Source organism: Paenibacillus sp. JZ16 (genome assembly GCF_015326965.1).
Taxonomy (GTDB): domain Bacteria; phylum Bacillota; class Bacilli; order Paenibacillales; family Paenibacillaceae; genus Paenibacillus_AQ.
This window is the reverse complement of sequence record NZ_CP017659.1, coordinates 5,682,743-5,703,856: the sequence shown is the minus strand read 5'-3', so window position 1 is coordinate 5,703,856 and position 21,114 is coordinate 5,682,743. Positions and strand designations below refer to the sequence as shown.

Sequence of the window (21,114 nt, the reverse complement as noted above, 5' to 3'; positions counted from 1 at the left end):
ACTTACTGCCGCCGGCGGCGGTCGGGAACGGAGGGACAATCTCTGTTAGTTGGCTAGAGCTCTTTGTGCAGCGTCATTATAAATTTTCAGCGCTTCATCAATGTTCCCCATTTTTTGGACCTTATCGATAAATGCCTGCCAATGATCGAAGCTGTTCTTGCCTGCTACGAATTTGGCCTGTTCTTCCGTAACGAACGTCTTAATCGGGTTCATGATCTCCGAGATCCGCTGGCTTTCATCTCCCGTGAGTTGAATCGACGGCTCGCTCAACCAAGAAGGAACATAGTCGTTCTCGGGCATGGGCAGACTCGTCAGGAATTGCGCTTTCTCAATCGGCACCTCTTCGTATTTGCCGTTAAATACCGTATAGTCTGTCGCGGCAAAATCGACGAACGCTCTTGCATCGCTCACCATCTGCAATCCAGGGTTATGGTTCCGACTTGCGCGCATGCCGTATTTATCGCCCTCCAACCATGGATCCTTGGCCGTTTTCAGCGAGTCGACAAAGGTCGGAACACCCTCTTCTCCGATCGTATAGGTCGTGCCCTCAATTCCCCAAGTGATGAGCTGGATCATCTCATCCGAATACTGATAATCGATGAATTTGATCAATTCTTCAGGGTTTTTCACTTTTGAGCTTATGCCGTAGGCTCCCCAGCCCAAGTCAGGCGTATTGCCGTTTACAACCTCCTGCCAGGCCTTTCCGTACTTCGGATTGTCGGGATACAGCGAAACTGCGAATATCTTGCCGTCGCCCGCTGTTCTCGTATACTCGGCTGGCGTCGTAAACCACTGCGTCAGCCACATGAGATTGTCGCCGTTCAACGCTTTTCTTTTCAACGTATCGTCTGTATCAATCGTGTACTCCGGATCTAACAGCTTCTCCGCGTAGAGCTTATTCGCAAACTGCAGCGCATCTTTATACCCTTCTTCCAGAACCCCGTATACGTATTTCTCGCCGTCCCAGAAAATTTCATCCCGGATATGGTTCGCGGAGAACAACGATCTCAAGCTGTTCCACTTTGTCGCAACGGGATATTTGTCGGGGTATAGCTCTTTAAGTTTTTTGGCAGCCCCATAAAATTCATCGAGTGTTTCCGGAATTTTGATGTTATTGGCCTCGAACACGTCATAGCGGTAGGCAGACGTATTCTGGATGAGCATGCCGCGATCCTCGGGGAATCTAGGCGTGGAGGTTTCTTTAAAGGTGAACATGTTGCCGTCGGCATCCGTAACCCGCTTCATCCCGTTTTTTACCTTGCCAATGTAGTTCATATAGTTCGGCATCAAATCTTTATACTGGCCTAACTCGAGAAGCTGGCCTTGTTCGGCCATTTCGGTCGTATCATAGAATAAAGGCGTCACGAAGAAATCTGTCAGATCGTCGCTTGCGATCATAAGTTTGACCTTCTCGTCATATTCGGAAGACGGAATATAGTTATATTCAATTTCCACCTTCTTGCCCATATAAGCTTCCATGCGTTTATGCCATTCCTTGCCTACCAGACTGTTCGGATTATCCACACCGTTCGCAGGCAGCGTGACCGAAAAGCGCATGACTTCTTGATTCTCTTCATGGGTATCCGTATTTTTGGAATTATTCGAACATCCGGAAAAAACCATCAGTAGGGACAATCCGAGGACAAGCTTCTTTGCCAATTTGTTCATTCCATTTCCCCCTAATTTGCACAATTAACCGCTTCTTCTTCAAATCTGCTATTCATTAACTGTCATCAATGACTGCACACTCAGCTTGCTTGCACCGCCGCTCCGCTGCTTTAGCCTTTGATGGAGCCGACGAATATCCCTTTGGTGAAATGCTTCTGGAAGATCGGGTAAATACACATGATCGGAAACATGGTAATAATAATGACGCTCATTCGTACCGCCTTCGGATCAAGCATTTCCCCCGGGGCATTGATGGCAACGGATCCGCCGCCTACTCGTCCTTGAATCGCAGTCGTATCCAAGGTAAACAGGTAGTTTCGGAGCACCATCTGTAACGGATACTTATCCTGATCTCGCAGATAAATCAAAGCCTCGAACCAACTGTTCCAGCTTCCAACCAGACCGAATAGAGCAAAGGTTGCAAAAAGCGCTTTCGACAACGGCAGTATGATCTTGAAAAGAACCACCAAATCACTCGCTCCATCGATATAGGCGGAGTCTTTCAGTTCAGAAGGAATATTCAGAAAGAAGGTCCGAAATAGAAACACATTATAAGCACTGATCGCGCCGGGGAGAATCATGACCCAGACCGTATCCAACAGGTTCAGACCGCGCATAAGCAGATAGGTCGGGATTAAACCGCCGCCGAAAAACATCGTAATCATGAGGAAAAGGGTAAGAAATTTCTTGCCCGCAAATCCCGGGATCGTGAGTGGATAAGCCATCAATGCCGTAAACAGCAGCATGATGCCCGTAGAGCCGGTCGCATAAATGATCGAGTTTAGATACCCTTTAAAAATGTACGGATCCTGAAATACCGTCGTGTACGCTTCCAGATTAAATCCCTTGGGCCAAATGGTTACGCTCCCGGAAGAGATGTAACGCGTGCCGCTTAGCGATGTCGCGATAATGTTCAGAATCGGATACAGCACGACAATCAGGATGAATAGCATGATAACAACATTGAATACATCGAAAGCTCTGGAACCCAAGCTAGCCTTTTTCAACACTCCACCACCTAGAACAAACTCGTATCTGATACTTTCCGGCTTAACCAATTGGTCAAGTAAAGGATCGTAAAGGAAATAACCGACATGAATAATCCGATGGCCGTCGTGTACTCGTATTGCGCGCCCAGTATACCTTGCCGATAAACATAGGATCCGATGACATCCGCTACTTCGTAAGTCTCAGGCGAATAAAGCAGAATAATCTTCTGGAAATCGCTTCCGAGGATTCCCCCCACGGCGAAAATCAGCAAAATTATGGTGGTCGGTTTGAGTGACGGCCATGTAATGTGCAAAACCTTCTTCCATCGGCCTGCGCCGTCTACCTCGGCTACGTCATACAGCGTAGGATCTATTCCGCTTAATGCAGCAAGGTAGATGATCGTGCCGAACCCGACGCCCTGCCATATGCCGGAAGAGATGAAGATGGTCCGGAAATAGTCAGGCTCGAGAAGAAACATGATCGGGTCTCCGCCGAAGAAGCCGACAATATGGTTAAACAAACCGTCTCTCGCCGTAAATTCCTTAAGCATCCCCGCAACAATGACGACCGATATAAAATGCGGGAAATAAGAAACCGTCTGCACAAGCTTCTTAAAGCCCTTGTTTTTCAATTCATTAAACAACAGTGCTAATATAATCGGTGCCGGAAATGACCAAAATAAAGTATACAAACCGAGAAGCAAAGTATTCTTTAATACCCTGAACGCCATCGGATCGTTAAAAAAAGAAGTGAAGTACTTTACCCCTACCCACTCACTTCCCCAAATCCCCTTGGATGCGTTGAAATCTTTGAAAGCGATTAATATTCCGTACATCGGAAAATAGTGAAAGATTAACAGCGTCAGAAAGCCGGGAAGCACCATAAGGTAGAGATAGCGGTGCTTGACGATTCTGGCCACCAGCCTGTTATTGGTTGTTTTCAAATGAACACCTCCTGACTGTTAACATGTTGTGATCGGATTCTGTTGGTGCTATGGCTCGAGGAAGCATGAGCCTAGCTACATATGTAAGCGCATTCATTTTCACCCCCAGACTATATCCTAACGTTCGTCGAAAACACATTTGCTTTCTCTACCGTCCCCTATAGATATGATCATCATGATGTCTCACAAGTTATTATGCTAAGTAGAAAATAACACATACTATTTTTATCGTCAATACATAAAAAAGTTTATAATCTCACCGAAAATTAGCATACTATCTCTGAATAGCTCCGAATTGGCGATACCGATACGGCGTTAAATTATGCCTCCGCTTGAATAAGTCGTAGAAGTAGCTGACGTTGTCAAGTCCGATCTCAAGACTGATGTCCACGATTTCCATATCCGTGTTCAGCAGCAAATTCTCGGCATAGGACATTCTCAATTCATTAATGTATTGGGTCGGGGACATCCCGAGATGCTTCCTAAACATTCTGCATACGTAGGCATGCGATTTGCCCGACAGCTCAACAAGCGCAGCCGTTCCCCGTGTGAAGTGCTCTTTCTCTTTCGCATCTCTGCACAGAGCCTTAAACCATTCCGGCTGTCCGGTAAGATCTATTGGATCCGCTTCGGCCTTGATGTACCTGGAGAACAGGTCGGTCAAGATGGCTCTTACCTCCGCTTTGACGGCCAGCTTCTTCTCCTGCGGGATCAGACTGAGCTGGTCCAGCCGGTACCGCACGTATTCCTTCTCCATTTTGGACAGCACGGTCGACGGCGGCATAGCCGGATCAAGCAGTCTTTCGCTTGGGAACCCTTCTCCCAAGAAAGCAATCAGGTCGTCCAGGACCTCTCGATTGAACGACAGATTGATGAATTGGCAATCGCTATCCGTCGTCTGCTCATAGTAATGAACGTCCCGGTCCCGTATGAACACGAGTGTATTTTCCTGCAGCAGCTGCCTTTTGCCATTAATGACATGCACAACGCTTCCCTTCAGGATAAGAAACAATTCAAAGAAGTCGTGCGTATGCATGCCTATCGTATCGCCCACCGAAGCGATCAGTCGACAGTGAGCCTGAATTTCAGAATCAATGCCGTCTGCCGCTAGAAGCTTCAACATATGCGATATCCCTCCTTATTTGTATATTGACTAGTTCCTCCGATCCTCCGATGTCAAAACACCATAAAGCATTCAAAAATAGAGCAAGATTGAAAGCAGCACTTTCGATTAGGATAGAGTTGTTATTAAAGCCTGAAAGGAGATTTGCCACGAATGAACTTATTGGAACAGCGTCAGCAATTCGAAGCAAACAAACGCATTTATGAAAGCGCCAAGCTTGTCTTTCGCGGAGTCGAAGGCTTCGATGTTTACAATCCTTCGATTCCGTTCGAATGGAACGGCAGGCGCTACATATACGGACGCGTGGAGAAACGCCATGAGTGGGCGAGATCTTGGGTTCGCCTGTTCGAGGAGAGCGGACCGGACGAGTGGACAGCCGTCCCGAATACGATGATTTATCAGCTTGAAGATCCTTATATTAGCGTGATCAACAAACAGCTCGTACTAGGCGGCACGCACGTTCGTAACAAACAGGGGCGGCTTGATACTTTCTACGGCTATTTCTACAAAGGCCGCGATCTTCATGATCTTTACTACTTCACGACCGGTCCGGATTATATGAAGGATATTCGGCTCGTAGAGCTCCGAGACGGTAGGATCGGCGTCTTCTCAAGACCACGCAGCGAAGAAGTACGCAAGCAATTCGGAAGCGAATCCTTAGTGGGATTCACTGTCATCGACAGCCTAGACGCACTGTCACCGGAAGTCATCAAGAACGCCCCATATATCAGTGGACTGTTCCGCAAGGATGAGTGGGGCGGCTGCAACCAGGCCTACTTACTCGAAAGCGGGAAGATCGGCGTCATCGGCCATATCTGCTATGCTCAGGGAGATACATCGACTTACATGAACATGGCTTTCGTACTGGACCCGCAGACGAATCAATTTTCGGATTTGAACATCATCGGCACCCGTCCTTGTTATCCGGATGGCCCCGCCAAGAAGGCACATTTGACCGACTGCGCGTTCACCGCCGGCATTGAAATGCGTCCCGACGGCAAGGTCAATCTGTACAGCGGCATCGGCGATACCGGAGCAGCGCGTATCGTCATCGACTACCCGTTCGAAAAGGAAGGCGCTATTGTAACCTTATGATGCGTGTTCAAAAAGTCGGTTTACAGAACCGAGAAGGTTGGATGAAGCTAGGGAATGAGTAGCGGAGCTACACGTTTTCGCAGAAAACGCCTTCGAAAGCATCTGCTGTAGTGGGTACGTGAGCAACGGTAGGCCCGGCTGATTGAAGATTCGATGTCGAGTCCGCTTCCTGATCTGCTTCGTCCTGGAAGACGGCTTTTTGAACAACCTGTACTAGATGAAATTCCAAGCATCGAGCTGCTGGATTCCCCAGCGGCTCTTTTCTATGTCTGTTTACGGTGTAATATAGTGCCATTCATTTTGCAAAGTGTTCCATCTCGAAGTTATTATGATAAGCGAATGAAAACACATACTTTATTTGACCCCATAGTAATACAGACCTTCACGAAATTCAAATCTTTTATATGGTTTTCCTCCCTTTTCTGCTTTATTCCCGAAAACCACCCACCTATTCGACATAATCTTTTTCTGAAATGCAGCCCAAGTACGTATACTTTTTAAACCGATGTGCGCTATAATTGGAGGAAATGTTAATACGAGGTGAACCTACTTGAGCAAGAAGGACGTGGCTCTGCCAAAGTACCAGATGGTGAAAGACTATGTCTTATCCCAGATCGAGAATCAGGAATTTACAAAGGACGACCGGATTCCTAGCGAGTCGGAATTTTCCAAGCTGCTGGATGTCAGCTCTATCACTGTCCGTAAAGCGCTGTCGGAGCTAGTGAACGAGGGCGTGATCTACCGCGTCAGAGGTAAGGGAAGCTTTGTAGCCAACCAATCAGCCGTCTCGGAAAAGACCTCAAATCTGGTGGCCTTCGTCATTTCCGGCGTCGACCTTTACGATAGTTCGTATATGCAGATCATGAGGGGCATACAGTCCTTTCTGGGCAAGCATGGTTGCAAGCTGATCATCGAATTCGTGGAGAACGACTTCGAACAGGAACGAGAGCTTGTTCTGGAACTGATTCAAACGGAACTAAGAGGAATACTCATCTATTCCTCTAATCCCGAAGCTGCGAAGGGCTATCTCGGGGAAATTCGCAAAAAAGCGATTCCGTTCGTGATGCTCGATCGTTCCCCTTCCGGCTATCCGGTCAACGTCGTCACCTGTAACAACCACGACGGAGCTTATGAAGCAGTAGAATACTTGATAAAACAAGGTCATCGCCGAATCGGATTTGCTGCTTACGACTACCACCTGAGCCCGGAGGTTGACAGATATAACGGCTATTGCAACGCCATGTCGAATGCGTCCCTTCCGATACCCGAATCGCTCTTGTTCCTGGACAAGGAATTGGACTACGCCGCGCTTGCGCGCCTTATCCAAATTGGAGAGCTGACCGCGCTGTTCTGCGCGAACGACAAGCGGGCCCTAGAGGTAATCGAACAGCTCACCGCACTTGACATTCGTATCCCCGAACAAGTATCCCTAATGGGCTTTGACGATTTTGAAAGCTCCAAATTCGCCAAGATCGCTTTGAGCACAGTGAAGCAATATTTCGACGTCCTCGGCTATGAAAGCGCCAAGCTGCTGTTCGAAATTACCGAAGGCTCGTCTTACGGGAATAAGAAAGTCATGCTGCCTACAAGCTTGGTCATACGTGACACGATCAAGCCAGTCCAAGGTTAATGCAGTGTAAATAAAATTCCTTGCTTTCCTGAAGTGTTGAACCTGTCTATTCTTTGTATAACTTCCGTTAGCGACTCGTTTCACTTATTCCATACATTGAACATGGAAAAGGCTTATTCCAAACTCATTATCGAGTTGGAATAAGCCTCAAATATTTGTTACTGTCGGGTTAATGATCATAATAGATTTACTTGCAAAGAAGCAAATATATAAGTTGCTTCGGAATGGAGACACTCTTCAGGCAGACGTTCAAGATTGTCAGCTAAAATATCGAAATTTATCCCCTCAATGTTTTTATAAGTTGCTGCGGATAGTACTGTATTAAATATTTCTTCCTTCATATCTAAATTCTCTTCTTTAATACCGAAATGGAGTAATACTGTAACAATATCAATGAAATTATCAATCGAATGGTTATAGGATTCGAAAATATCACAAAGGTGGCTTAATATCTCCGTTTTTTCCTCGGTATTCGATCCAGAGAGTGTTGCCTTTAGTTCTTCTATATCCATTTTTTTCACCTCATTCAATATTATGGTGTAAAAGGAATATGCGTATCATTAGCAATTGACTCATCATAATGAGGACTGTTTTCTCTTAGGACATTCTCTTTATGAAAGTTCCCTTTCGAGTCCATTGTCCACTTCCTTGTACTGAGGTGATTAGCTAGAAAAACACTCATTATAAGCTTAGCTCACGCACTTTATTTTCTAATAGTTGAATATTCTCGCTATTTAATAGTTGAGGATTCAATACAGCTATAAAATTTAGCAGCTTGCTGGAACTTATTATTACTTCCTCCACAAAAGAAACTGTGCTGATTATACTTCCCTTCCATTGTGAATACGTAAATTCCTTGTATGGTTTATAAATAAATAGATCTATTATTGATTTTCGATCAACATCCTCTACTAGGCTTACACTTAGCTCTTTTCCCTGCAAAATAAATTCAAGCCATAGGTTTGCACTATCTGGAATTCGATACGCAACATAATTATGCTCCTTTATTTTTTTTGCAATCGTTAATAAGTCAACAAACCATCGAATAAGCCTTTCCTCGCCAAAAGGACAATCATCAAAGAACAATCCGTATTTATTGCCGTTAAAATTCAGTTCAATGATCCCTTCTATATCTTGTTTTGTCTGGTCAAATTGTTGAGCAGACATTTGTTTAATATCATCAAAATTATCATATGCTTTAAAGGAAATAGTAAACATGTCCGGTCACCCCTAATCTAATAAATCGCTTAGTTTATACATATTTGTTCCATAAACAAAATCCACATTTCCATTTCTAATAAATACTTTAATTGGCTCACCAAAAACAGTAACAGTATGCAATCCATCGGTAACTCCCTGCTGTTTTAATTGGTTAATAGCCAACGTAGAAGCTTCAGCAATTTTATTATCCGACCATTCTTTATTAAAGAAAGATTTTTTACTTAACATTTCGTTAATTTGATCATCCGACATTTTCTTTTGTAAAAATGGGAGCTGATTCTTTGTGCTATTCACAGAATGTCTATTAAGAATATGATCAACTAAATTTTGACTTAAATCACCACTTGATGTTGCAAATCTCGGCGGCCCCTCAACCTTCCCACCATCCCCACCCGAATCATTCTTCAGGTTCGGGTGAGTCTTCACGCCTAACCGGCGCGTGGTCAAGCCTGCGATGGCCATGGCTGCTTGCTGTCCGGCAAAATTGAACGCACCGCCCGACGCCTCGACGTCTGCGGCGAATTTACCTGGGTATCGGCATCAAAGATCATTTTGCCTCCCCAGACCACCGTTTCGGCAGCCTCCTCGATCGTCCCAATGGTCATGTTATAGGCCATATCCTTAGCGGTGTCAAGCGGGTCTTCTACCAAGGATGTCGACGTATCCTTCACCGAATTTGCCACGGACTTCGCACCGGTCTGCAGTCCCTGCCAGAAGTCCCCCGCATGGTCCCAGAACGTTTTGGGCTCATTAGCGCCACTCGCTGCAGCTGCCGCATCATGAGATCTTCATGCATATCGGCTGAAATAAACCGAAAGGCAATGCCTTTCAATTCCTGGCCGATAATCCTGAGATGCTCAATCGTTTTATTCTCCAGAGTCCTTCATATCAATGGCATAGGAGTATGCAATCTGGAAGAATCGTGCCTTTTGATTCAGAAGCCCCACAGCGCTATGCTTCTTGTATCGTGCTAACCTCCGTTTTAGCAGTATCATGTGTATCTCTAGAAATATAGAACTCAAAAAACGCACCTCCTAAAGAGATGCGTATTTCACTTGCAGTCCTATGCTACAACCTGCGTAAAGATGCTATGGGATCCTATAACAATTACGCCTTTACTATGCGTGCTCAGAATCCGGACCTCATCAAATCGCTTAACACAAAAGCCAGATGTTTTTCGGCCAAACGCATATGACGGTAAAAGGTGGCTCTGCTCATATGGAAGGATGCTGCGAGCTGGCTTTTGTTCCGATCCTTGCGCAAATAACTTGCGATGAGAATTTCCTTCTCCAACAGCGTCAAAGGTTCCATCGGACGTCCGTCGGCCAGAATCCCTTGAATGATGTCCCTCACCTGCATCCCGTCCCAACCCAATTGCCGAACGACAGGGAGTTCCTCCAGCTTGTCGGGATCAAACAGCCGTTCCAGCATTTGCTTCATTACGCTTCGATCAATGGCCGGGGGATACTCATCCTCCCGCTGATGTGACGGTTGTCCTGCTGCTGTCTCCGTTTGCCGGATGATCCGCTGAATCCACTGATCGAAGCTCGTTTGCCTAAAATCCAGCTCCCATGTCGTCAAATCAATGCCCGCATATCCCGTCGCTTTCCCGCACGCTTTGAATCCCAGAATCGACAATAAGGAATTCAACTGTGGATCCCCCGCCGCCAAAATCCCCCGCAAACCGCCGGTCATGTGGACCAGCCATTGCTGCATCAGCATGGCCCCCAGCTCCTCGGGACGATACAAGGATTGTTCGGAGTTTACCGCGGATAACAGCACAAATATCGTATCGGCTGCCTCCGGTGGCAGCCGATGCAGCGAAGATACTTCCTCCTCCAGCATCCCCCTGCACCCAGGCGCATATCGTTCCAACAAGGGCAAGCTCAAGGCATGCAGCCATACGCCTGCGCAGAACGCCAGCGGTATCCCTTTTTCGTCCCGCACGATAAAGATTCCTTCAGGAAAATGAGCTGCAATCTCCTCCAGCAAAACCGGGTAATCGGCAGATTCGACCAGTTCGGACTGCCAGTCGGAACCCCGAATAGACGCCTTCAAAAAGCGCTGCAAATACGGGAGATCTTCCTGCTCGAACGGCTTATGCTCGCCGGGTTTCAGGCTTGACGAGAAATTGGCATACGCATGCGCCGAGGGCAGAAACTCACGGTACAGCTCCAAGATGTGGGCGCTCAGGTGCATCTGCATGCGTTGGTCGACCGAATGGAATCGTTCCGCCAGCAGGACGAACACCTGATGGCGAACCGATTCAAATTGTTCGGGGTTTCTGCGCGTAAAGTCATCCCGTAACATTCGAGCAACGACCTGGTGCAGCGTTATCCCATCCACCGTATCCCGTACGAACGAAAGCGCCCTCAGATGGTAATAGTCCGCCCCTTCCAAAGGTGTATCCAACAACCGGTTCAGCATGTTCTCGTCGGCAACAGGCAGAAGCGACAAAACCGTCAGCGCACGGTACACGCCAGGAGACGCCGCTTCCCGCAAAAATTCGGCGCTCAATACAGCCGGAACCTCTCGCCATACATCCCACTGCTCTACAGACTCGGAAAGCAGCATATCCACGGTCAAGGCAAGCGACAACGGATGGCCTTCCGTCTTCTCGGCAATAGCCCTTTGCCATTCCGCAGACAAGCCGCTGTCGCCTAAATAATCGTAGACCTCTTCTCGAGTAAACAACCGCAAAGAGAACCTTTTCATTCGGGACTTCCATTCCGGATTCGTCTGCCATTTGAGCGGCAGTCCATTGCGCGAGGCACATACGATCAGCACGCGGGCGGACTTCAACTCAGGAAGAAATCTGGAGAACAGCCACCCTTCCAGCTTTTCGATCTCCTCACCATTGTCTATGAACAAAACGGTTCGCTGCAGCTGAAGCTCGTTAACGATGTATGGCAGCAGCGCGGATTCCGGAGCCCTGGTTCTGCCGTATTCAGTTGCAAGACTCATCTCCAGACTCGCCAGAAAAGCGCCCGACGTCGTTAAACCTCCTTGCCCGTCCAGCCAAAGAGAACGCACCGAGGACTGCCTTGCCGTGCGGGCCATTTGCAGCAGCAGCGTTGTTTTGCCAATGCCGCCAATTCCTGATATTGAAAAAATGGATGTCTGCGCCCGGGAATCCGTCAGCCAATCCGTGAAACTCATCATTTCCCGATCCAAGCCGATAATGCGATGTTTTGCAATCTTCTCCATTCGTTACATCCTCACTCCATCCGCTTCTCGCCCGTTGAATCTTTCAACTAATAAACCTGCTATTTTTTTATACTATACTATGTTTCGAGTCTACGAATAGGCTCCATTACGGAATAAACGCAAAAAAACGCGCACATTCTCGGTTGGAATGTGCGCGCCATCTATTCAGTTGCAATCAGTTCATGAAATTCAAGTAGAGCAACATTCGGTTTAAGAGAACCGTGCTTTGTGCGCGCGTGGCAAACGCCTGCGGTGCGAACGCAGCCTTCCCGACGCCTTCGATCATGCCGGCGGCCAACAGGTCGGCAGTCGCTCCCTTGGCCCAATCGGATACCTGGGCATAGTCCGAGAAGCTTTCCAAAGTCGAAGCGTCCTTTGGCGGAAGCTCGCCGGCATATCGTGCTGCTCTGGCCAGCATAACCGCCACCTGCTCTCTCGTGATCCTAGCGTCCGGTCGGAACGAACCGTCGGCGTAGCCTTCAATCAAGCCAGCCGCGGATGCGGCTCCTATCGCACCGGTATACCAAATTCCGTTCGGCCCAACGTCCGAATAGGAAGAAAGCTGCGGTTTCTCGGTGAGTCCGAGCGCACGTACGAGCATCGCAACGAACTCGGCGCGGGTCACCGTACGGTTAGGATCAAACATGCCGTCAGCCGATCCGTTCACGATCAGCTTGTTCGCCATCCGCTCGATGTTACTTTGCGCCCAATGTCCCTGGATATCCTCGAAAGTTCGGTTGGAGCGAACCGCAGTGTACACACCGTTATATGGGCTATAAAAAGTCGCTGTCTCCCCTTCCAAAATGGAAGGGACGAAGCGCGGCTTTCCTGCGTCATCCACCCACACGACGGTGGAACGATCGGATCCTGCCGCATCATTAATCAAGAATGTCCGCTTGAGGTAAGTGTCTTCCCCTTCGATTCTTACATCGCCGTTGCTGTATAGCTCAAAGCTCATCGGCTCCGCCAGCATGTCATAGCCTTGACGAGTCAATACCTCATCCAGCTGGCGTCTTGCGGAATCCGCCATTTTCGCAATAACGACCGTTACGGTCGCTCGGTTCTTGAGGTCACTTAGCACGTACAGCGGAACGCTGTAGCTTGCCCCGTTCACCCCAATCCGAATGGCTGCACTCGGCTTCGCCGAAAGGAGAACCTGCAGCGCTTCAGCCGGGAGATCGACCTTCACCACCGGATCCTCATTGTCAATGTCAATGACGATATCTTCCCCGCCAACGACCCATGACCGAACCAGATCGGAGTCCGCTATCAGTCTCAGAACGGTGCGCCCGTCATGCTCCTGCTCTTTTTTGGCGGTTACCCGAACTTGTTTGCCGTTGATCGTTACGACCATTCTTGGGTCCGGTACAGGGGATGGGGCAGAAACCGGAACCCAGCTATAGGATGGGAGTACCGGTTCTGGGGTATAGGCAGCTCTCAAATCGATGCGCCCTACGTCAACTGTCCCCCCAGCTAAGACATTTACGGTTGTCGTATAATCGTTATACGCCGCTGCTGTCACCGTGAGTGCATGGCTGCCTGCCGCTACGTTATTCACTGTAAATCTCCCCTCGGCGTCGGTCATATCCTTGATTCCGCCCACCGATACCGCCGCACCGACCAGAGGCGTATTCCCTGTACCGTAGACTGCGCCGATCACCGTCCCCGTGTCCACTGGAACCGACTGGACCGTCACTGCTGCGGTGGCCGTGAACCCTCCGTCGACGGTCGTCACCGTAACGACCGCCGTACCTTCTGCAATCGGCGCCACCTCACCGTTCTGATCCACCTGAGCGACGGCCGGATCGCTGGAGTTCCAGGTTACCGTCTGATTCGACGCATTCACGGGCATAAGGACGGCTGTCAGCTTCTGTGAAGCACCTCCTGCCGCAAGGGTCAATGCCGTCTGATCCAGCGTCACTCCCGTCACGCGGACTTGGTCTCGAATATGTGCGGCTTCCACCTGTACGCTGCTCCATGCCTGAATGCGCTTCTGTACATCCAGTTCAAACACCTGGAGATATTGACCCGGGATTGGATCCACAATGTCCGCTCCGAGCGAGTACAAGACCGCTTCGCCAGGCAGCGCATCACCCACCAGAGGACGCATCCCCGCATCCTTCTCGAGCAGATAAGCGAATGTATGCCCAGGATCGCCTGGAACTGCCGTCGCGCTCGTCGAACCGTTCGCTCTGCCTGGACTAATAGTAAGCCTGTCGATGTCCTGTGCCGGTTCATCCACGTACAGAGTCAATACCGCGCTGACGGTGTTCCGGCCCGCATCGGTCGCCGAGACCGTTACCGGGAACGCGCCGCTCACCGTAGCGCTGCCTTCGATTCTGCCAGAGGCAGTCATCGATAGGCCACTGGGAAGTCCGGAGGCGCTCCATGACAAGCCCCCACTTGCGCCGTCGAAAGCATCTATCACCATCGAATAAGGAGCGTCCTTGGCCGCCCGCGGCAGATCGATTGTTAAAATATCCGGGCGCAGAAACGGATAGCCCCCATTGACGCCAGTGTGGACGGCCCACATATTCGCAAAATCCCAGCCGCCATAATTGGAGGCCGTCTTCATCTCGTTGGTGGTTAGGCCTGTGAGTTGAGGTGAGCCTATGATATCCCCAACGCCCACGCCAGCGGTTTGGGCCGATGTCGTGTTATCGTAATATGAGGCGTCGATGGATGAATGCGTCACGATTCCGATAAAACCGCCCACCGTGTAATAGGTGACGCTTCCGGATTTCATGATTGCAGTTGTAGAATAACTATTGGCTATTGTTCCGTATATCATTTGTCCGGCCAATCCGCCCCCATGGAAATATTGACCTCTCTCCGTATTCGTGACCCTTCCGGTGGCATACGAATCATTGATGCTGCCCAATCCCTGTGAACCGACCAGCCCGCCGGCATACTGATTGGGGGCATCGCCGCTTTTGACGGCAGCGGATGAAGATGAGCGAAGAATGGTCGAATCGCCATTGGCTGCCCCGGCCAACCCGCCTGCTACGCTCACGGAAACCGTATTGCCACTCGTAACGGTGCCCTGCGAATGCGAGTTGAGAATGCTGCCGCCTATCAGGTGTCCCACCAATCCGCCGGCATAACTGCCGCCGTTGACTTGTGCGGAAATGCTTAGATTACGGATGGCCCCCGATACGCGGCCGAAGAAGCCGACATACTGTAGAGCTCCTCCATCGATGGTGAGACCTTCGATCCGGTGTCCCCTTCCGTCGAAAATACCGCTAAAGACGGTCGCTTCATCGGCTATGGGTACCCAATCGTATCCGGTCATATCGATGTCGCCGGTCAATCGGATATTCCGATCCAGGTAAGACGCTTGATTCCGATTGATATAAGCCAGTTCTTCTGCGGTCCCGACCCACACCCAACCGTCCGTTTCGGCCGGAACCGAGTCGTTTCCAGCCCGGAGCACGGGCTGAGCGGAAGCCAAGGGAGCAAGCACCATCGAAAAAATGAGCGTTACTGCCAGCACGATGGACATTTTTTTCATAAACAGGTTTCTCCTTTGCATCAGTACAGTCATCGATGAGTCATAGAAACACGTCGTGATCTGATAAAATTCAACATCTTCAATTAAGTGTAATATAACAATGGAATAAAGACTGTCTCAATTTTGTTTCAAGTTCATAGGAAAGCAGTCATAACGAAAAAACCGAGCGAATACAGGGAGCGGCCCTGAGTTTTCGCTCGGCTAAGATTGTGCCTATGATGTTATTTACCGCAATGACTGCAGTCCCATCTGGTCTTCCTCCCTTTTCGTGATGTGGGAAGGGAACCATTCCATAACTTCTTAGTCAATCTCCTCCCCCACCACCATCTCCAGAACCTCCATCATAGCCACCGTCACTACTGTAGTCGTATGAGCTCCCTCCGTCTGCTCCACCGTCACCATTACTGCTATTCCTCCCGGAAGATGTTCCATCAGATATTCCTTTCCAAGATTGAATAAAGACATAATCGATAGCAGTATCCACATCTTTATCGAACAGAGAAGAAGCCTCTGAGAAAATAAAATTCGGATTTTCTTTGCTTACCTTTCTCATAAAACGTTCTCCTACACCAAGCAATAGCGCATCCTCTCTCATCTTTTCAAGCCGATTACGGTCATATTCACCCCTGCCTTTGCCATGTCCGCCTCTTGCCAGTTTCCGTCGATACCGCTTTATAGCGCTTAGGTAAGCTGCCGAACGCTGATCTAATGCTCCTCGGGGTAAAAAACCAACAAATAAAAATGAAAGAATTACGAAGTTCAAGTATTCGTCGACCAGTGGATCATACAAAATTGGAGCTGCAACGAAAAAGCAAACGACCAAAAAGATGATGATGTATCTTTTGAGGCGCCAGCGAAAAGAAGCCAATATGAGTCCGCCGCCCAAAATAATGGCCAATACTCCTACCCATCCCCAAGGCGTTACGTCTGCAATGTACAGATAGATGAGCAAAACCAGATGTATGAGAGCTAGAGCAGGTATGATGACTTTTCTCGCCGCGTATTCCTTGTACATGATCCCTTTGCTATTCTCAGTCTCCACAAGCTCCTGCCAACGGCTGAGTCCCTTTTTAAGACTTCTCATCCGCTTTATGTATTTACCCATAGTCGCTTTATTTCTGCGCTCTGTTTTCGTAGGGCCAGAAATTCTCTCCAAGTTCAGGATAGTCGTACCGTGAGACAGCCAACCAAGCAAATAACGGTCTGGTTTTTTCAGGGCTGTACGATTACCCTTGAATGTAAACTCTGGAAGCCTCTTCGGCGCTCTCGAATCTTCCTGGAATCGCATATCTGATGGCACTAATGAAACACTCACCATGCCTTTACGGCGCAGCGAAAATACACCGGCCAGCCCATCTGCAAGTCGGAGCTTTCCCTTCCGGAAAAGGTAAATCAGATCGATTGGATCCATCGCTGCGAGATCTTCGAAGCTGATCCGCCTACCACTCCACCAGGATGAGATCCTACGCAGCGAAAGGGAATAATAGACGATACCCGCTATGGCTACATAGGTCAGCCAGTGGCTGATATGTTGACCCGCTTTCAGTAAATGTTCACGCTTTTCGAATCTCTGCTGAAGCTTCTGTTCATCTAACAGTCGTTCCGAGAGTGAGGCTGAGGGCTCTTCTGTTTCCCTCTCCGTCAGCACCTCTGGGGGGAAATACAACTTCAGCCTCGCACTATCCCCTTCGGGTAATAGGGCATTTTCGTATCTAATCCAACGATTGTTTATTTCCGTCAAGCTGCCTCTTGAGCGATCGTAGGCATATCCGGATAAATTCTCTTTTGCAGGCTGTTCTGTATAAACCCTAACGGTTACGTTGTGATGATCAAACCTGTTATCTTTGAGTACAGTCCAATCCAGCTCTCCACGATCGTCATATTTCACAGCTTCTCGATCAAGCCTATAGCGATAATAGATCTGCCTCGTTTCATCTTTAGCTTGTAATTCGATGTAATAAGAACCTGATTTAGTTCTTAAATAGACCGGATAACGCTCCAAATTAACATAACCAAGATTACCGAGCTCTCGGTCATTCGGTGCTACATAAGCTTCAAAAAATTCAATATTCGCTCCCCCGAAATTGTCCATATATCTAGGAATTCTTTCATACTCTCCTTGTACTGTGTAAGTGAATAGCTCTTCCACATATAAGTCCCCGTCCGCCATTACCTTGGCCACAACGTCCACTTGATCAATAGTTAACTCATTGTCGTTGCTACACCCGCCTAAGATAACAACCAAAACAATACTAACAGCCAAAAATAACACATGTTCAATCTTTATTTTCACAGTAAACCTCCTGTTTTCCAGTTAGCTTTACTAGAGGCGCTAGACTCCACAAATTCTGGTCGCAAAAAGTCATTATATCACAAGGTTATTTGCAAAAAATTAAAATGCTCAAAATGTTAGGATAGTGTTAAACTTACTGCTCTTTTACCTAACAAAAAGCAGCCGATCATTATAATCGGCTACCTCTTTTAGTTTATTGGTTTCACGTTTGCTTGATCTTGGTCCGACATTAAATATAGCTGCCAACCACAAAACTTCCTTCACCGTTTCTTAGATTTAAGTTTCCCTTTAGTTGAATGGCTATATATAAAGATACCTTATTGTAGCGTTTCCATCATAGTATAGAAAAATTTGCTGCCGCCAGTAGTGATTTCCGCAAATTGATTAAAAAATAATCATTCCTGCAAACTTGCAAAAAGGCAAATTCCTAACTCATACTTAGATTAGAATAAACCTTGGAAACTTTCACGTATTTCTCAAGTGTGTAACCTGCAAACCAACCTTATATTGAGATTACAAATTAATCTTATTCATAAAATTGGTTAATAACTCACTATACTCAATCTGATCTTCTTCACTAGACCAATCTAAATTTGAAACATTGTTATTAATCTTCTGTAGAAGAAGCTTAAGCTGAGACAAATCTTTAAAGTCATCTAAATCGACAGCACTAAGTAACTCCAGCAATTGACCATCATAAAACCCCCCAGCAATCGGATCCTCCGATAAAATTTCCATCGCCCTTTTTATGCCAAGGTCAATGAATACATTCTGAGATAACATCCTTGAAACATCTTCCAAATCAATCTCGTCCGCTGTTTTATTAATTAGACTATCGTACCATTTATCCAATGCATACTCGGGTTCATGATTCTGATTGTTTGGATTCAATGAATAAATCTCTTTAATGGTTTGACTCATTTAATTCAATCCTGTCAATTTTTTAGTGTGCTTGGTTTGTTGATTACTCACTCTAAGTTGCATAATAGCTTTTCAATAGCTTTTAAAATGCGCTAGTTGTATTGTAAAACCTATTACCAAAGTATTCGTCAGTAACTAAATCGCTAATACAAAACAGCCATAAAAGGATGCCTTCCATGGCTGTTCGCGCTTGCTCCTATTTGGTTACACTGACACTCAACTAGCTCTTAATAAACACAATTTTTACGCCAACCACCTGATCCTGCTCATTCACGGCCTTATACACGCCATATGCACCATCGCCAATGCCGGTCCGGGATACGACGCCTCCATCCAGGACACCCGCTTCTTCTCCGCTGTCGGTGATGTCGCAGCATGCAAGATACCAAGCACTATCCGTATCCGAGCTATCTGATGTCGCATCAGCGTCAGGAATTCGGTATACTTTTGAATATCAAAAATCCCGGCCTGCCCGCTATCCACCCCAGCTATAAAAGGACACTTGATCCATTCCAGGAATGCCCCCTGTTCAGCTGCCGAGTGATGGTAAGCCGTTAGCTTGGCGTTGGCTTCGCCCCAGTCCGGAATCTCCACCTTCTCTACTTCTCCTACCCACGTTCCACTCAATGCGGCTTCCAGCACACCCATGATAATAATGTTCGTATCCAATTCATAACAAGGGTCCGCGACAACCAATTGTCCAGATTCCACCTCAAAATCGCCCAGTTGAATGATCAATGAAGATACCTCCAATAGCAGTTTATGATGGTTCTATTCTAGCATGTCCCGCCATACAACCATCACAAAAAAACGCACCTCCTAAAGAGATGCGTCTTTCACTGACATTCATATGCTACAAACCACATGTTACCTGTAGCTTGCAGGATTACTCCGGAATATTCCCCCCGGCCACCCGGTCGCCGGAATTGCCCGATGGATCGGTTACGCCGTCATCTTCGTCGGCATGAATGATCAGCGAGCGTCCGAGCACTGAGTTTGGCTGGTTCTTTTCAAGGGTGCCATGCTGAATGATCGTCTCCGCTTCCACGGTGCCGTCTGCGCCTACGACCAGATTCGGCATATCGCCAACATGGCTTCCTTGTGGATGCTTGAGTCCATGATGCTTGTCGGTCGGATTAAAATGCCCACCGGCAGACTTGAAATCCCTATCTTTGATCGTGTTCTCATGTACATGGAACCCATGCTTGCCTGGTGTAAGGCCCGATGCTGTGATCTTCACCTTCACCCCGTCATTGATCTGCTCCAAGATAGCGGAACCGGCAGACTCCCCCGCCGCATTGTACAGCTGGACTTCAAGATGCCCCAGAGATTCCTTCCTGAAAGCCTGGTCCCAGAACACGGGTTGATTAACCGGATCCGAAACCATGCGAGCGGGTACATCGCTGCTGCCGGTAGGAGTCTCGGAATCCGAGGCCGCCGTCCCTTGTTGCGCAAATGGTCCGTCAGCGGTGGAGTTATCCTTGCCGTTCACGTAGTAGCTTATTTTAGACATCGTGTGTTTAATCGCAGCTAAAGTTCCTTCGGGATTCCCAGCAGCGAACAAAATACCTGTAAACAGCAGGGCTCCGGCAAGAAATGCTCCAGCCATATATTTTAACTTGTTGGTCTTCTTCTTCACTTCATCGCCTCCTGAATGATGTATTCATTCATCTCCCAATCCCCTGATTTTATACGTCTAAGTCGTTATTTTATGGGATATGAGCCCCAAGACAGATATACGGATTGAATAACCTACTAAACTGGCTTTTATATCATCTCCAGCTACTGAACATAAAAAAGAGATTCCCTCCGCTACGGCGTTAATGCCCCTCTTGCAAAATGAGTTCTCTCATCCGATCCGTATGTTTGGCGGAAACCACATATACATCTTCTCCCCAATCTTTGAAACCGTAGCTAAACACACTTTCCTGACCCTCTTCCCCCAACCACAGCTTAATGGCGTGAATCGGGGATTGCTGATCATAGATAACCATCACGTCGTAATCCGGGTCTGTTCGTTTGGCAGCATCTGGTTGCTTGCGAGCCGTACGGATCGCTTCCTCAAATGCGCTTACAGCCTTCGCCTCCTTGAAAGAAACCAGTGTATCCCCGTTCATCTCGTCCCATGACTCAAATGCCGAAATCCGAATTTCGACAACCTTCTCGTCCAGCAGCTGCATCGTTTCCCAGCCGGGTTCCTTATCGCAGCCTGTTAATAGAGCCGCCATATAGAGCAGCATGATCGTTAAAAAGTGCTTCATCAAATCGTCCTTCCTTCTTCACAAAATAGTATTATTGGATGACCCCATGAAGCTTCAGCTTGTTCCTCAGCATGGTTCTGTACGTCTCTTGATCATAATGGGAGTTGTTCATTCGTTCCTTGTTCAGTCCAAGACTGTCCAAGATCCGGTACTCCAGCCTGCGCCGGGCCTCTTCAAGTCTCAAAAATGATTGCAGCTTCAAGTTATTCTGTAGGGGCCGACTGATATCCTTTTCTCTATACAAAAAAGGC

Annotated in this window: 19 protein-coding genes; 2 read left to right on the top strand and 17 right to left on the bottom strand. The window is 47.8% G+C overall.

Features of this window, described 5'->3' with window-relative positions; translation table 11 throughout:
- Window positions 1-45 precede the first annotated feature (45 nt).
- The 4 genes from BJP58_RS25555 to BJP58_RS25540 form a co-directional block, all read right to left on the bottom strand.
- Window positions 46-1,668, bottom strand: a complete 1,623-nt coding sequence (locus BJP58_RS25555) for an ABC transporter substrate-binding protein (protein ID WP_194541113.1) — start codon at window positions 1,666-1,668, stop codon at window positions 46-48.
- A 110-nt stretch (window positions 1,669-1,778) separates the two neighbouring features.
- Window positions 1,779-2,675 (bottom strand): carbohydrate ABC transporter permease, encoded by an 897-nt coding sequence (locus tag BJP58_RS25550; protein ID WP_194541112.1) that lies wholly within the window; start codon window positions 2,673-2,675, stop codon window positions 1,779-1,781.
- An 11-nt stretch (window positions 2,676-2,686) separates the two neighbouring features.
- On the bottom strand, window positions 2,687-3,601 hold the full coding sequence (locus BJP58_RS25545; protein WP_194541111.1) for an ABC transporter permease: 915 nt from the start codon (window positions 3,599-3,601) through the stop codon (window positions 2,687-2,689).
- Between the two features lie 274 nt (window positions 3,602-3,875).
- Entirely contained in the window at window positions 3,876-4,724 is an 849-nt protein-coding gene (locus BJP58_RS25540) for a helix-turn-helix domain-containing protein (RefSeq protein WP_194541110.1), read from the bottom strand.
- Between the two features lie 153 nt (window positions 4,725-4,877).
- On the opposite strand from BJP58_RS25540, the gene BJP58_RS25535 reads away from it, so the two are divergent.
- Both BJP58_RS25535 and BJP58_RS25530 read left to right on the top strand, forming a co-directional pair.
- Window positions 4,878-5,819, top strand: coding sequence for an MTP-1 family protein (locus BJP58_RS25535; protein WP_194541109.1), 942 nt, complete (start codon window positions 4,878-4,880; stop codon window positions 5,817-5,819).
- Window positions 5,820-6,369: 550 nt separating this feature from the next.
- On the top strand, window positions 6,370-7,449 hold the full coding sequence (locus tag BJP58_RS25530) for a substrate-binding domain-containing protein (RefSeq protein WP_194541108.1): 1,080 nt from the start codon (window positions 6,370-6,372) through the stop codon (window positions 7,447-7,449).
- 176 nt (window positions 7,450-7,625) lie between these two features.
- Here the strand turns inward: BJP58_RS25530 and BJP58_RS25525 are convergent, their stop codons facing one another.
- The 13 genes from BJP58_RS25525 to BJP58_RS25475 all read right to left on the bottom strand — a co-directional run bounded on the left by BJP58_RS25525 (window position 7,626) and on the right by BJP58_RS25475 (window position 21,065).
- Window positions 7,626-7,961: a hypothetical protein gene (locus tag BJP58_RS25525; RefSeq protein WP_194541107.1), complete on the bottom strand. Its 336-nt coding sequence runs from the start codon at window positions 7,959-7,961 to the stop codon at window positions 7,626-7,628.
- Window positions 7,962-7,981: 20 nt separating this feature from the next.
- Window positions 7,982-8,086, bottom strand: coding sequence for a polymorphic toxin type 30 domain-containing protein (locus BJP58_RS34290; RefSeq protein ID WP_442953940.1), 105 nt, complete (start codon window positions 8,084-8,086; stop codon window positions 7,982-7,984).
- A 44-nt stretch (window positions 8,087-8,130) separates the two neighbouring features.
- Window positions 8,131-8,667, bottom strand: coding sequence for a hypothetical protein (locus BJP58_RS25520; RefSeq protein ID WP_194541106.1), 537 nt, complete (start codon window positions 8,665-8,667; stop codon window positions 8,131-8,133).
- A gap of 12 nt (window positions 8,668-8,679) precedes the next feature.
- Window positions 8,680-9,132 (bottom strand): hypothetical protein, encoded by a 453-nt coding sequence (locus tag BJP58_RS33765; RefSeq protein WP_233354760.1) that lies wholly within the window; start codon window positions 9,130-9,132, stop codon window positions 8,680-8,682.
- Window positions 9,114-9,353: a hypothetical protein gene (locus BJP58_RS33760; RefSeq protein ID WP_233354759.1), complete on the bottom strand. Its 240-nt coding sequence runs from the start codon at window positions 9,351-9,353 to the stop codon at window positions 9,114-9,116. Before BJP58_RS33760 ends, BJP58_RS33765 begins: the two co-directional genes overlap by 19 nt.
- A 445-nt stretch (window positions 9,354-9,798) precedes the next feature.
- Entirely contained in the window at window positions 9,799-11,877 is a 2,079-nt protein-coding gene (locus BJP58_RS25510; RefSeq protein ID WP_194541105.1) for an ATP-binding protein, read from the bottom strand.
- A 175-nt stretch (window positions 11,878-12,052) separates the two neighbouring features.
- Window positions 12,053-15,388, bottom strand: coding sequence for an S-layer homology domain-containing protein (locus BJP58_RS25505; RefSeq protein WP_194541104.1), 3,336 nt, complete (start codon window positions 15,386-15,388; stop codon window positions 12,053-12,055).
- A 304-nt stretch (window positions 15,389-15,692) separates the two neighbouring features.
- On the bottom strand, window positions 15,693-17,681 hold the full coding sequence (locus BJP58_RS25500; protein ID WP_194541103.1) for a DUF2207 domain-containing protein: 1,989 nt from the start codon (window positions 17,679-17,681) through the stop codon (window positions 15,693-15,695).
- Between the two features lie 513 nt (window positions 17,682-18,194).
- Window positions 18,195-18,602, bottom strand: a complete 408-nt coding sequence (locus BJP58_RS25495) for a contact-dependent growth inhibition system immunity protein (RefSeq protein WP_194541102.1) — start codon at window positions 18,600-18,602, stop codon at window positions 18,195-18,197.
- 270 nt (window positions 18,603-18,872) lie between these two features.
- Entirely contained in the window at window positions 18,873-19,340 is a 468-nt protein-coding gene (locus BJP58_RS34285) for a hypothetical protein (protein WP_442953939.1), read from the bottom strand.
- 148 nt (window positions 19,341-19,488) lie between these two features.
- A complete protein-coding gene (locus tag BJP58_RS25485) occupies window positions 19,489-20,241 on the bottom strand; it encodes a superoxide dismutase family protein (protein ID WP_194541101.1) in 753 nt (250 codons plus the stop codon).
- A 181-nt stretch (window positions 20,242-20,422) separates the two neighbouring features.
- A complete protein-coding gene (locus tag BJP58_RS25480) occupies window positions 20,423-20,863 on the bottom strand; it encodes a YhfM domain-containing protein (protein WP_194541100.1) in 441 nt (146 codons plus the stop codon).
- Window positions 20,864-20,894: 31 nt separating this feature from the next.
- Window positions 20,895-21,065 (bottom strand): hypothetical protein, encoded by a 171-nt coding sequence (locus tag BJP58_RS25475; protein WP_194541099.1) that lies wholly within the window; start codon window positions 21,063-21,065, stop codon window positions 20,895-20,897.
- Between the last annotated feature and the right edge of the window lie 49 nt (window positions 21,066-21,114).

What these genes read in the sequence shown, in the direction of transcription:
- BJP58_RS25555 (WP_194541113.1), bottom strand. Translation starts at nt 1,668, where the DNA reads ATGAACAAATTGGCAAAGAAGCTTGTCCTCGGATTGTCCCTACTGATG.
- BJP58_RS25540 (WP_194541110.1), bottom strand. Translation starts at nt 4,724, where the DNA reads ATGTTGAAGCTTCTAGCGGCAGACGGCATTGATTCTGAAATTCAGGCT.
- BJP58_RS25535 (WP_194541109.1), top strand. Translation starts at nt 4,878, where the DNA reads ATGAACTTATTGGAACAGCGTCAGCAATTCGAAGCAAACAAACGCATT.
- BJP58_RS25525 (WP_194541107.1), bottom strand. Translation starts at nt 7,961, where the DNA reads ATGGATATAGAAGAACTAAAGGCAACACTCTCTGGATCGAATACCGAG.
- BJP58_RS34290 (WP_442953940.1), bottom strand. Translation starts at nt 8,086, where the DNA reads ATGGACTCGAAAGGGAACTTTCATAAAGAGAATGTCCTAAGAGAAAAC.
- BJP58_RS25520 (WP_194541106.1), bottom strand. Translation starts at nt 8,667, where the DNA reads ATGTTTACTATTTCCTTTAAAGCATATGATAATTTTGATGATATTAAA.
- BJP58_RS33765 (WP_233354760.1), bottom strand. Translation starts at nt 9,132, where the DNA reads ATGGCCATCGCAGGCTTGACCACGCGCCGGTTAGGCGTGAAGACTCAC.
- BJP58_RS25510 (WP_194541105.1), bottom strand. Translation starts at nt 11,877, where the DNA reads ATGGAGAAGATTGCAAAACATCGCATTATCGGCTTGGATCGGGAAATG.
- BJP58_RS25505 (WP_194541104.1), bottom strand. Translation starts at nt 15,388, where the DNA reads ATGAAAAAAATGTCCATCGTGCTGGCAGTAACGCTCATTTTTTCGATG.
- BJP58_RS25495 (WP_194541102.1), bottom strand. Translation starts at nt 18,602, where the DNA reads ATGAGTCAAACCATTAAAGAGATTTATTCATTGAATCCAAACAATCAG.
- BJP58_RS25480 (WP_194541100.1), bottom strand. Translation starts at nt 20,863, where the DNA reads ATGAAGCACTTTTTAACGATCATGCTGCTCTATATGGCGGCTCTATTA.